This is a genomic window from Pseudomonas sp. NPDC098740 (assembly GCF_044760065.1).
In the GTDB taxonomy this organism is placed as follows: Bacteria; Pseudomonadota; Gammaproteobacteria; order Pseudomonadales; family Pseudomonadaceae; genus Aquipseudomonas; species Aquipseudomonas rossensis.
On record NZ_JBIWAM010000003.1, the window covers coordinates 283,984 to 295,998 of the forward strand.

Sequence of the window (12,015 nt, forward strand, 5' to 3'; positions counted from 1 at the left end):
CCAATGATTGTCGTGGAAAAACTGACAAAGCAGTTCAAGGGTCAAGTGGTGCTCAACGGCATCGATCTGCAAGTGAAGGAAGGCGAGGTGGTGGCGATCATCGGGCCTAGCGGCTCGGGTAAAACCACGTTCCTGCGTTGCCTGAATTTCCTGGAAGAACCCACCAGCGGCCGGATCAAGGTCGGTGACATCGAGATCGATGGCAGCCGTCCGCTGAACCAGCAGCAAGGCCTGGTGCGACGTTTGCGCCAGCACGTGGGTTTCGTGTTCCAGAACTTCAACCTGTTCCCTCATCGCACCGCCCTGGAAAACGTTATCGAAGGCCCGATCATCGTAAAGAAGATCCCGCACGCCGAAGCCGTTGCCCTGGGTAAAAAGCTGATGGCCAGGGTCGGCCTGGCGGGCAAGGAAGACGCTTACCCGCGACGCCTGTCCGGTGGTCAGCAACAGCGTGTGGCGATTGCCCGCGCGCTGGCGATGGAGCCGGAAGTGATTCTGTTCGACGAACCCACCTCAGCCCTCGACCCGGAGCTGGTGGGTGAAGTGCTGGCGACCATTCGCAGCCTCGCCGAAGAGCGACGCACCATGGTCATCGTCACCCACGAAATGGGCTTTGCCCGGGACGTGGCGAACCGCGTGGTGTTTTTCGACAAGGGTGTGATCGTCGAACAAGGCGAAGCCAAGGCCCTGTTTGCCAATCCGAAAGAAGAGCGCACGAAGCAATTTCTCAGCAAGTTCCTGAATAACGCTCACCACTGAAATATCGCCTCACTACTTGTTAACTTCCACGGATGGAAGTGACAACTACCCCTACTAATAGAATCTCTCGATACGTTCTCTGCGTTTATTCACCCACCCGAACAATAGATAGTTTTTTACAGCTGCGTGCGGTACATATATATGTCCTGCAACAGAATAACCTCGCCTAATATTCGCCAAACCCAGCGCCCTCACTGAACCAACACTCACCGCTAACCACGCGCCAAACACCCATAAATCAAGGCCAAGTTCGACAGAACGGTGCAGCTTATTAACTCCAATGCGTAGGATTTTTCTGAATAACACTAGATCCAATACTTAACTAGCCAGCTCTATTGACACCTATTCAAGCGCACTCTTATCTAGTCTCCAACAGGCGTTTAACCTCGCACTCATTCACTGTTTAATTTCACACACAGTGAACAGTTTTGTTGCTCGGTAATTCACGCCTTTCGAACTTTCAGAAACGGACTTTCGCTGCAAGGCTTCAAGGAGAAACCCCATGACAAGCACTTCGAACAAACCCGAACTTGCCGCCCCGACCCTGGCGCAATCTCACAAGACCTGCATCAACATCACCTCGGCGGCGCACCTGCTGATCGATGTGGCGCCCTACTCCGGCATGGACGAAGGCGACCTGATCGAACTGTTCTGGGATAACTGCTACGTGGCCTCCAGAGTGCTGACGGCCGATGATGTCGGCCAACCGGTCCAACTGCGTGTGCCCGAGAGCTTCATCGCCAATGGCACCTCGCGCGTTCACTACCGGATCATGCAGATCGGGCAAGGGCCAACCCTTTCAGCCGCCAGACGGGTGCAGATCAAACTCGACTGCCCCGGCGGCCAACCGTCTGCACTGTGCGGCGACGAAAACCAGAGTCTGGAGCCCGTGAATATCCCCGAGACCATTCGCCGTCAGGGAGTCAATCCGAACCAGATCAAGCGCGGCGTTCCGTTGACCATCGAGCCTTACCTGAACATGGCTGCCGACGACGAAATCACTCTGCGCTGGGGCGATGTGCGCATGGATCTGCCACGACTCAAGGCCGGCGATGTCGGCCAGCCGATCCAGGTCTGGGTGCCGCCGGCGATCATTCTCGAAGCCGGCGAAGACCTGCGGCTGGAAGTGACTTACTGCATCCTCGACCGGGTGGGTAACAACTCCCGCTGGGCACCACCGCGCCGGCTGAAGATCGGTTGCGCCAATCCCTATTTGAAGGCCCGGCCGAAGGAAATGCTCATGGCCGCCGAACCTCGCAAGAAGTGAAAACACCGCCCACCCTGTGGGAGCGAGCTTGCTCGCGATGAGGCCGTGTCAGTCAACATCAATGTTGCCTGACACACCGCTTTCGCGAGCAAGCTCGCTCCCACAGGGTCCGCGCTCAGCCTATTGAAGCCCCTTCTATGCATATTCCTAAAAGTTAGTTTATTAATTTTTTATACACGCTTAGGGTATATGCACCGGACCACCGGACATTCTTGTTTTCGTTCGTCGCAACCATCGCGACGTTTCCATGAGATGTGAGGTAGGTATGGTCCGGAACACAATCACCCCAGTGCAGATCGCCAGGGCATTGCGTGCAGCCAAGGAGCGGCACTGATGTCCAGTCTGGCAGATGCAATCGTCCAGAGTGATCTGGACATCGCCCCGTTGTTGTTGCCCGCGCAGGTCTTGCGTAACGACGCACAAGCCATCAAGGCCGCCCATGAGCTGGCGCAAGTCGCCCGTCTGCAAGCAGCCAAACGCGACCAGCAGCGCAAGCTGCCGTGGTCGGAAATCGAACAGTTCACCCGCAGCGGCCTGGGCAGCATTTCCATTCCGCGTGAATACGGTGGCCCGCAGGTTTCGTTCGTCACTTTGGCCGAAGTCTTCGCGATCATTTCCGCGGCCGACCCGGCACTGGGACAGATCCCGCAGAACCAGTTCGGCATTCTCAACCTGGTGCTCGGCAGCGCCACTGAATCGCAGAAAAAACAGCTGTTCAAAAGCGTGCTCGACGGCTGGCGAATCGGTAACGCGGGACCTGAGCGCGGCACCAAAAACACCCTCGAACTCAAGGCGCGAATCACCGCCAGCGGCGACGGCTTCGTCCTTAACGGGCAGAAGTTCTATTCCACCGGCGCCCTGTTCGCCCACTGGGTCGCCGTCAAGGCGCTGAACGACGATGGCAAGCAGGTTCTGGCCTTCGTCCGCCGCGGCACTCCTGGCCTGCGCATCGTTGATGACTGGTCGGGGTTCGGCCAACGCACCACCGCCAGCGGCACCATTTTGCTCAACAACGTGCAAGTCGACGCCGAGCTGGTGGTGGATAACTGGAAGATCAATGACAACCCGAACATTCAGGGTGCCGTGTCGCAGCTGATTCAAGCGGCCATTGACGCCGGCATCGCCCGGGGCGCCATCGACGACGCCATCGCGTTCGTGAAAACCCGTGCACGGCCGTGGATCGACGCCAAGGTCGAACGGGCCAGCGACGACCTTTATGTGATCGCCGACATCGGCAAACTGAAAATCGAACTGCACGCCGCCGAAGCGCTGCTGCGCAAGGCCGGGCAAGTGCTCGATCAGGTCAACGCCGCGCCGCTCACCGCCGAGTCCGCCGCCCGCGCCTCGATTGCCGTGGCCGAAGCCAAAGTGCTGACCACCGAGATCTCGCTGCTGGCCAGCGAAAAGCTTTTTGAACTGGCCGGCAGCCGCGCCACCCTCGCCGAATTCAACCTTGATCGCCATTGGCGCAACGCCCGCGTGCACACGCTGCACGACCCGGTGCGCTGGAAATATCACGCAGTGGGCACTTACCACTTGAACGGCACTCTGCCGGCTCGCCACTCCTGGATTTAACGACCAGATCTCTGGAGAAACACATGACTCTTTCTCACCACGTCGCGGTCATAACCAGCGATGAGCAAGCCCTGATCGTCGCCAGTGACTTGGCCGAAGATTTCAAACGCGACAGCGCCCTGCGCGACCGCGAACGCCGTTTGCCACACCCGGAACTGGAAGTGTTTTCCCGCTCGGGGCTGTGGGGCATCAGCGTGCCAAAAGAATACGGCGGCGCTGGCGTTTCCAACGTCACCCTGGCCAAGGTGATCGCGCTGATCGCCCAGGCTGACGGTTCCCTCGGTCAGATCCCGCAGAACCATTTCTACGCGCTCGAAGTGTTGCGGGTGAATGGCAGCGAAGAGCAGAAAAAACGCCTGTACGCAGATGTGCTGGCCGGCCAGCGCTTCGGCAATGCCCTCGCGGAACTGGGCACCAAAACCGCCCATGACCGCGTCACCAGCCTGACCCCTGATCTGCATGGAGAACGTGACGGCTGTCGCATCAACGGCCGCAAGTTTTACGCCACGGGCGCTATTTATGCCCAGCGCATTCCGACGTCGGTCGTGGATGAAAACGGCGTTCAGCAACTCGCTTTCGTCCCTCGTAATGCCAAGGGTCTGACGGTAATCGACGACTGGAGCGGCTTCGGCCAGCGCACCACCGGCAGCGGTTCGGTGGTGTTTGAAGATGTCTACGTCGCCGCCGAAGACGTGATCCCGTTTCAGAGCGCGTTCGAGCGCCCGACCACCGTCGGCCCGCTGGCGCAGATTCTTCACGCCGCCATCGACACCGGTATCGCCCGCGCCGCCTATGAAGATGCCCTGCATTTCGTGCGCACCAAGACCCGGCCGTGGATCGATTCCGGCAACGACAAAGCCACTGAAGACCCGCTGACCATCAAGAGTTTCGGCCACTTGAGCATTCGTCTGCACGCCGCCGAAGCCTTGCTGGAACGCTCCGGCGAATTCCTCGACAAGGCTCAGGCCGACACCAACGCCGGGACCGTCGCCGCCGCGTCGATTGCCGTCGCCGAAGCCCGCGCCATCAGCACCGAGATCTCACTTGCCGCCGGCAGCACATTGTTCGAACTGGCGGGCAGTCAAGCAACCCTGAGCGAACACGGTCTGGACCGTCATTGGCGCAACGCACGGGTGCACACGCTGCACGACCCGGTGCGCTGGAAGTATCACGCCGTCGGCAACTACTACCTCAACGATGAAAACCCGCCACTGCGGGGGACCATCTAAATGGCCAAGAAAAAGATTTTGCTCAACGCGTTCAACATGAACTGCATCGGGCACATCAACCATGGTCTGTGGACGCATCCACGGGATAACTCCACTCAGTACAAAACGATCGAATACTGGACCGAACTGGCGCAATTACTGGAGCGTGGACTGTTCGATGGCCTGTTCATCGCTGACATCGTCGGGGTTTACGACGTCTACCAAAACTCGGTGGACGTACCGCTCAAAGAGTCGATCCAGCTGCCGGTCAATGACCCGCTGCTGCTGGTTTCGGCCATGGCCGCAGTGACAAAAAACCTTGGCTTCGGCCTCACCGCCAACCTGACTTACGAACCGCCGTATCTGTTCGCCCGACGCATGTCCACGCTCGATCACCTGAGCCGTGGTCGGGTCGGCTGGAACATCGTCACCGGCTACCTCGACAGCGCCGCCAAGGCCATGGGGCTGAGCGAACAGGTCGAACACGACCGTCGTTACGACCAGGCCGATGAATACCTGCAAGTGCTCTACAAACTCTGGGAAGGCAGCTGGGAAAACGGCGCGGTGCTTAACGATCCGCAGCAGCGGATCTACGCGCAGCCCGAGAAAGTGCACAAGGTCGAGCACAAGGGCGAGTTCTATCAGGTCGAGGGTTATCACCTCTGCGAACCCTCGCCGCAGCGCACGCCGGTGCTGTTCCAGGCCGGCAGTTCGGATCGCGGTTTGCTGTTCGCCGGGCGACATGCCGAGTGCGTGTTCATCAGTGGCCAGAACAAACCGTCGACCAAAATTCAAGTGGACAAGGTGCGCGCCAGTGCCGTCGAGGCCGGGCGCAACCCCGAGGACATCAAGGTGTTCATGGGGCTGAACGTGATTGTCGGCGCCACCGAAGAGCTGGCCTGGGCCAAGCACGCCGAGTACTTGAGCTACGCCAGCGCCGAGGCCGGCGTGGCGCATTTCTCGGCCTCCACCGGGATCGATTTCTCCGAATACGCCATCGACGAACCGATCCAGTACGTGAAGAGTAACGCGATCCAGTCCGCCACCAAGAACCTGCAAAACAACGACTGGACCCGCCGCAAATTACTCGAGCAACACGCGCTTGGTGGTCGCTACATCACCGTGGTGGGCTCGCCTGAGCAAGTGGCCGATGAGCTGGAATCGTGGATCGCCGAGACCGGGCTGGATGGCTTCAACCTGACTCGGATTGTCACGCCGGAAAGCTATGTGGATTTCATCGATTTGGTGATCCCGGAGTTGCAACGGCGTGGGTCGTACAAGACCGCTTACGACCCTGGCAGCCTGCGGGAAAAACTGTTTCACGGCGAGGCGCATTTGCCTGAGCAACATACCGGCTCGACCTACCGACGCTAAAAGCATCGCGGGCAAGCCCGCTCCCACAGGGATTGTGTGAACACCAAAAATCCACTGTGGGAGCGGGCTTGCCCGCGATGAGGCCCTCCCAAACACCCAAAATTTATGCACTGACTGGAATAACCATCATGACCAAAAAACTATTCAACCACCCAGTCAAAGCACTGGCCCTGGCCCTCGGCCTTTTCAGCTCCATCACCTTCGCCGCCGACGCGCCGCTGAAAGTCGGCACCACCGCCGCTTTCGCCATTCCCCTGGAAGCCGCCGTCGAAGAAGCCAAGAAACAAGGCCTGCAAGTCGACCTGGTGGAGTTCAGCGACTGGATCGCGCCCAACGTCAGCCTCGCTGCCGGGGACATCGACGTGAACTACTTCCAGCACGTCCCGTTCCTGGAAAACGCCAAGGCCGCCGCCGGTTTTGACCTCGTGCCATTCGCACCGGGGATCATCAACAACGTCGGCCTCTACTCGAAGAAATACAAAAGCTTCGACGAGCTACCGGAAGGCGCCAGCGTGGCGATCGCCAATGACCCGATCAACAGCGGTCGTGGCTTGCAGCTGTTGGCCAAGGCCGGACTGATCACGCTCAAACCGGGTGTCGGTTACAAGGCTACCGAAGAAGACATCATCGCCAACCCGAAGAAGATCAAAATCCTTCAGGTCGAAGCCGTGCAACTGGTGCGCGCTTATGACGACGCCGATTTGGTTCAGGGTTACCCGGCTTACATCCGCCTGTCGAAGACCTTCGATGCCGGCTCCGCCCTGCTGTTCGACGGCCTCGATCACAAGGAATACGTGATCCAGTTCGTGATCCAGCCGAAAAGCAAAACCGACCCGCGCCTGATCAAATTCGTCGACATCTACCAGCATTCGCCGGCCGTTCGTGCAGCGCTGGATAAAGCCCACGGCAAGCTCTACCAAGCTGGCTGGGAAAGCTGAGGATGACGGCAGCCACCCAACTGCGACTGGAAACTTCAGAGCCTCGCCATACCCTAGAGCATGCTATACAAACCGAACTGCACCCAGACCTGAACCACGCTCATGTGCGCTTCATCGGCCTGGGCAAAACCTACAACGGACAGCAAGGTCCAGTGGCGGCACTGCACGGCATCGACCTGGCGATCCAGCGCGGTGAGGTGTTCGGCATCATCGGTCGCAGCGGCGCCGGCAAGTCGTCGCTGATCCGCACGATCAACCGTCTGGAACAACCGAGCACGGGGCGCGTACTGATCGATCAGGTCGACATCGGCGAGTTCGATGAAGACCGCCTGGTGGCGCTGCGCCGGCGCATCGGCATGATCTTCCAGCACTTCAACCTGATGTCGGCCAAGACGGTTTGGCAGAACGTCGAATTGCCATTGAAAGTCGCCGGTGTGCCGAAGGAAAAACGCGAGCAGAAAGTCCGCGAATTGCTGGAACTGGTAGGCCTGCAAGAGAAACACAAGGCCTACCCGGCGCAGCTTTCCGGCGGGCAGAAACAGCGCGTCGGCATCGCCCGCGCCTTGGTGCATGACCCGGCGATTCTGCTGTGCGACGAAGCCACTTCAGCGCTGGACCCGGAAACCACGCAATCAATCCTCGGCCTGCTGCGCGAGATCAATCAGCGCCTGGGCCTGACCATCGTGCTGATCACCCACGAGATGGCGGTGATTCGCGATATCTGTGATCGGGTCGTCGTGCTGGAACACGGGAGAATCGTCGAACAAGGGCCGGTCTGGGAAGTCTTCGGCAACCCCCAGCACGAGGTCAGCAAAACCTTGCTGGCGCCGTTGCAACACGGTTTGCCGGAAGAACTGCAAAGCCGCTTGCAGGCACATCCACAGTCCTCGGACGCCGCTGTTGTGCTGCGTTTGCAGTTCACTGGCAGCGCTAGCGACGAGCCTGACTTGGCGGCGTTGTTCAGTGCCCTCGGTGGTCGCGTGCGTTTGCTGCAAGGTGGCGTGGAACGGATTCAGGGCCATGCCCTCGGGCAATTGCTGTTAGCAGTGACCGGCTCGTCCCTTGGCGCAGAGGAATTGCGTCAACGCGCCGGCAACTGGGCTCAACAGGTGGAGGTGCTGGGTTATGTGGTTTGATCGCTTGCTGCAAGGCTTCATCGACACCTTCCTGATGGTCGGCGTGTCGTCATTGATCGCACTGCTGGCGGGCATTCCGCTGGCGGTGATTCTGGTCACCAGTTCCAAGGGCGGGATTTACGAGGCTCCGGCGCTGAACCGTGCGTTGGGCGCGTTCGTGAACCTGTTCCGCTCGATTCCGTTTCTGATTTTGATGGTGGCGCTGATTCCGTTTACGCGGTTGATCGTCGGCACCACGTACGGCGTTTGGGCGGCAGTGGTGCCGCTGACCATCGCCGCTACACCGTTCTTTGCGCGCATTGCCGAAGTCAGTTTGCGTGAGGTTGATCACGGGTTGATCGAAGCGGCGCAGGCGATGGGTTGCCGGCGCTGGCATATCGTTTGGCATGTGTTGTTGCCCGAGTCGCTGCCGGGGATTGTCGGCGGTTTCACCATTACGTTGGTGACGATGATCAACTCGTCGGCCATGGCCGGGGCGATTGGTGCCGGCGGGTTGGGCGACATCGCTTATCGGTATGGGTACCAGCGGTTTGATAGCCAGATCATGTTGACGGTGATTGTGTTGCTGGTGGTGTTGGTGGCGATTATCCAATTGGGTGGAGATCGCTTGGCTCGGGGGTTGAACAAGCGTTGAGTCTGGTCGTCAGAGATACCGCTATCGCGAGCAAGCTCGCTCCCACATTTAATCTTCGGTGAACACAAAATGGGTGTTCGGCGCGGTCCAGTGTGGGAGCGAGCTTGCTCGCGATGGCTGCACAGCAGCCTTCTGCCTCATGGCGTATATTCGGCGAACTCACATTGCCTGCGCAGCCGACCATGAAACAGACCCCCACCGACCTCGAGCAGATCACCTCCACCACCCTGGGCCATTACAACTCGGTGGCTGAAAGTTTCCGCGAAGGGACTCGCGATCACGATGTCAGCCAGAACATTGCTGCGCTGCTGCGGCATATTCAGGGAGAGTCGCCGTTCGACATTCTCGACTTTGGCTGTGGGCCGGGGCGTGATTTGCAAGCTTTCACACGCATGGGCCACTCCGCTGTCGGGCTTGATGGCTCGGAGAAGTTTGCGCAGATGGCGCGCGAAGACAGTGGTTGTGAGGTCTGGCAGCAGGATTTTCTGAAGCTGGATTTGCCGGCTGAGCGCTTTGACGGGATCTTCGCCAATGCGGTGTTGTTTCATATTCCGCGTCAGGAATTGCCTCGGGTATTGAAGGAGTTGCACGGAGCTTTGAAGCCGGGCGGGGTGTTGTTCAGTTCCAATCCGCGTGGCGAGAATCAGGAGGGGTGGAATGGGCCGCGTTATGGGGCGTACCACGATCTTGAGACGTGGCAGCAATTGCTGACGGCGGCAGGGTTTGTGGAGCTGGAGCATTACTACCGGCCGGCGGGACTGCCGCGCGAGCAGCAGCCTTGGTTGGCGAGTGTTTGGCGTAAGCCGGCGTAGCCTGTCAGGACGCAATCGCGAGCAAGCTCGCGAAGGTTTTCTAACGTTGCACAGCGACTTGATAGGTTGCCACTCCCCCATTCGCGTCAAACGCGGTGATGCTTCGATCGGCCAGCTGTCGCCCATCAACCTCACGTTCGCGTAAATCAAAATTCGCCACCAGTCTGGTGCCGTCGGCGAACGTTGTCTGCTGTACCTGACGATCCTCAGTCAGCCAACGGAAATCTGTCATCGCCTGAGTCGCCAGACGCTCATGCAGCGGGCGGAAGAAAACATCCTGACGAGCAATCACCGGTAACCGCTGCTTCAGCGTCGCCGCACTCAGGTGATACAGCGGCGGCACGTTGTAGAGCAATTGAGTCAGCTCATTCTCGGCGCGCACATTGCTCAACTTAAGGCTGTCGAACAGCCAATGATGGGTGGTGATCACCGAGCCATGGAACACCGCCTGATAAAGCGGCAAGCGCGTTTGCGGAGCAAAGTGAACCGTGCGGTAGGGTTCCTTGAGTGGCACGGTTTTGAAGAAAACCTGCGGCTGTTCATCAGGAAACCAGCGGCCCAGGTAATAGGGCGACTTCGGATTCTTGCTCATATCCGAATCCCCCCAGCCGATCACCGGTGTCTGCATCCCATGGGCAAACAGTACACCTTGGGCCGTGGTGGCGTTGCCATCCTCGGAGCCGGTCGGTAGCTTCAACGTCTCGTTGACCCAGCGCGAGGCGTCGATGTTGCCCTCGGCATTTTGCACCTGAGTCATGGTCGCTCCCACACGGTAGCTGTCGAACAGCATGCCGGTGGCGTAGGCGTCCAGAAACCAGCTATTGAACCCGGCCTTGCTCTGTACAGCCCTGATGCGCGCCTCAAGCAATGGCCGAACACAACGCGGATCGGTGTAATGCCCCGATTGCTGAAACCCGCTTTTGAACGTCCCGGTTTCCAACACGATCGCACATCCCTGATTGGCTCTGGAGCCCAGATGCGCGGTGGTCCAGTCCGGGTTTTCAGTGATGGTCAGGGCCGTTTCATAGGAATCATAAGGCGCCACCAGGTAGCCTGCGGCAACGCCTTGACGCACCGTTTCAGGGTGCCAGAGACCACCTTCCCAACCCTCGCCAAGGCCTAGCCATAATCGCGACAAGCCCGCAGCTTTCAGTTGTTCGATAGTCGTTGGTGACAAGGTATTGCCCCAGTGTTCCGGTATTGCCGTCACAGCATCGGAGAACGCCACTGCCAGCTCTGCACGTAATAAGCCGTAGCCGTCAGCCAGTTTTTGCATGTCCGGTTCGACGACTGACTGCCAGCCGCTGCGTGCCTTCTTGTTGAGCGCAGCATTGAGGCTGCGTAGCAACGTGACTTGCTGGTAACGATCAAGCGGCGGCTCAGCCCGGGCCAGTAACTGCGAGCTTTCAGCGTCAAAACTGGTCCGTAACTCGCTGGCCAGTACACCGTTACCGCGCAACCCTTTCAGCAAAGCTGGCCAGCTTCGAATATCGTCCGGTCCGAGCAGGTCGTTACCCCACAGATAAACATGACTGGCTCCCAGGAGCTTTTTGGCTTCGGGAGTCTTCAGCAGTTTGTCGCTCAAGGTTTCGTATTGCCCGCTGTCGACCAACCATTTCCGATAGCGCTTGGCACCCGCCAACAGATCGGCATCACCCAACGACAGCTTGAAAGTCAGCGGTGCATTGGGCTCAAGGGAGGTGAACTGATGATGGACAGTCAGAGCAAGGGTGTTGTTGTTTTCGGCGCTGAAGATCAGGCGATTGTTGTAAGGGTTGGTCATCAGCCAGTTCAGCGTGAAGCCACCGTGATCAACGCCCCACAGCGGCAAACTCAGGTCTTGGGTGGTATTGAACGCCCCCTGATCGAGCAGAAAGGTTTGCCACAGCGGATCACCGGCAGGCACGTAACGCCCCTCGGCCAGCGGCCAGATCAGTCCTTTGCCCATAGAACTGCCGGGCTGTTTTAGAAAGCTCAGCTCACCGGGATCACGGGCCGTGATGGACAGGGACAGGTCACGCTGATCGAGGGCGGCACTCAGCGTCCAGGCGCCGTCATCCCACTGCCAGTCCATGCGATTGGCGCTTTGCTTGAGGTTGCTGACCTTATACCCGGTAACGCCCGACGAGGCTTGCACTGGCGAATTTTGTGCGGGGATGACGCGGATCGCCAGCGTGGCGGGATCGAGTTCGACGCGCCACAGCGAATTTTCCAGCACACTGTCGGCCAGCGTCGGGGGTGAACACAACAGAGCGCCGAGCAACAGCACATAGCGCAGACAATAGGTCATCGGTGACATCGAAGTCCCTCCT

General features: G+C 59.0%; 10 protein-coding genes. 9 read left to right on the forward strand and 1 reads right to left on the reverse strand.

Going from position 1 to position 12,015, the window contains the following annotated elements:
- Positions 1–3: 3 nt before the first annotated feature.
- From tcyN to ACIQU2_RS05750, 9 genes are all read left to right on the forward strand, one after another.
- On the forward strand, positions 4–759 hold the full coding sequence (gene tcyN, locus ACIQU2_RS05710) for an L-cystine ABC transporter ATP-binding protein TcyN (protein WP_095127632.1): 756 nt from the start codon (positions 4–6) through the stop codon (positions 757–759).
- A 502-nt stretch (positions 760–1,261) separates the two neighbouring features.
- Positions 1,262–2,026: a hypothetical protein gene (locus ACIQU2_RS05715; protein WP_403139321.1), complete on the forward strand. Its 765-nt coding sequence runs from the start codon at positions 1,262–1,264 to the stop codon at positions 2,024–2,026.
- Positions 2,027–2,359: 333 nt separating this feature from the next.
- On the forward strand, positions 2,360–3,601 hold the full coding sequence (locus ACIQU2_RS05720) for an SfnB family sulfur acquisition oxidoreductase (protein ID WP_403139323.1): 1,242 nt from the start codon (positions 2,360–2,362) through the stop codon (positions 3,599–3,601).
- A gap of 23 nt (positions 3,602–3,624) precedes the next feature.
- A complete protein-coding gene (locus ACIQU2_RS05725; protein WP_403139324.1) occupies positions 3,625–4,830 on the forward strand; it encodes an SfnB family sulfur acquisition oxidoreductase in 1,206 nt (401 codons plus the stop codon).
- Positions 4,831–6,183 (forward strand): LLM class flavin-dependent oxidoreductase, encoded by a 1,353-nt coding sequence (locus ACIQU2_RS05730; RefSeq protein WP_403139327.1) that lies wholly within the window; start codon positions 4,831–4,833, stop codon positions 6,181–6,183. It abuts the gene before it with no gap.
- A 128-nt stretch (positions 6,184–6,311) separates the two neighbouring features.
- On the forward strand, positions 6,312–7,121 hold the full coding sequence (locus ACIQU2_RS05735) for a MetQ/NlpA family ABC transporter substrate-binding protein (RefSeq protein ID WP_140680419.1): 810 nt from the start codon (positions 6,312–6,314) through the stop codon (positions 7,119–7,121).
- A 2-nt stretch (positions 7,122–7,123) separates the two neighbouring features.
- Positions 7,124–8,257, forward strand: coding sequence for a methionine ABC transporter ATP-binding protein (locus tag ACIQU2_RS05740; protein ID WP_403139329.1), 1,134 nt, complete (start codon positions 7,124–7,126; stop codon positions 8,255–8,257).
- On the forward strand, positions 8,247–8,891 hold the full coding sequence (locus tag ACIQU2_RS05745) for a methionine ABC transporter permease (RefSeq protein ID WP_347805314.1): 645 nt from the start codon (positions 8,247–8,249) through the stop codon (positions 8,889–8,891). Before ACIQU2_RS05740 ends, ACIQU2_RS05745 begins: the two co-directional genes overlap by 11 nt.
- Before the next feature lie 182 nt (positions 8,892–9,073).
- Entirely contained in the window at positions 9,074–9,703 is a 630-nt protein-coding gene (locus ACIQU2_RS05750; protein ID WP_403139331.1) for a class I SAM-dependent methyltransferase, read from the forward strand.
- A 40-nt stretch (positions 9,704–9,743) separates the two neighbouring features.
- On the opposite strand, the gene ACIQU2_RS05755 is transcribed toward ACIQU2_RS05750, so the two are convergent.
- Positions 9,744–12,002, reverse strand: coding sequence for a glycoside hydrolase (locus ACIQU2_RS05755; RefSeq protein WP_403139333.1), 2,259 nt, complete (start codon positions 12,000–12,002; stop codon positions 9,744–9,746).
- Positions 12,003–12,015: the final 13 nt, after the last annotated feature.

Coding starts and splice junctions, on each gene's coding strand:
- tcyN (WP_095127632.1), top strand. CDS start 4: ATGATTGTCGTGGAAAAACTGACAAAGCAGTTCAAGGGTCAAGTGGTG.
- ACIQU2_RS05715 (WP_403139321.1), top strand. CDS start 1,262: ATGACAAGCACTTCGAACAAACCCGAACTTGCCGCCCCGACCCTGGCG.
- ACIQU2_RS05720 (WP_403139323.1), top strand. CDS start 2,360: ATGTCCAGTCTGGCAGATGCAATCGTCCAGAGTGATCTGGACATCGCC.
- ACIQU2_RS05725 (WP_403139324.1), top strand. CDS start 3,625: ATGACTCTTTCTCACCACGTCGCGGTCATAACCAGCGATGAGCAAGCC.
- ACIQU2_RS05730 (WP_403139327.1), top strand. CDS start 4,831: ATGGCCAAGAAAAAGATTTTGCTCAACGCGTTCAACATGAACTGCATC.
- ACIQU2_RS05735 (WP_140680419.1), top strand. CDS start 6,312: ATGACCAAAAAACTATTCAACCACCCAGTCAAAGCACTGGCCCTGGCC.
- ACIQU2_RS05740 (WP_403139329.1), top strand. CDS start 7,124: ATGACGGCAGCCACCCAACTGCGACTGGAAACTTCAGAGCCTCGCCAT.
- ACIQU2_RS05745 (WP_347805314.1), top strand. CDS start 8,247: ATGTGGTTTGATCGCTTGCTGCAAGGCTTCATCGACACCTTCCTGATG.
- ACIQU2_RS05750 (WP_403139331.1), top strand. CDS start 9,074: ATGAAACAGACCCCCACCGACCTCGAGCAGATCACCTCCACCACCCTG.
- ACIQU2_RS05755 (WP_403139333.1), bottom strand. CDS start 12,002: ATGTCACCGATGACCTATTGTCTGCGCTATGTGCTGTTGCTCGGCGCT.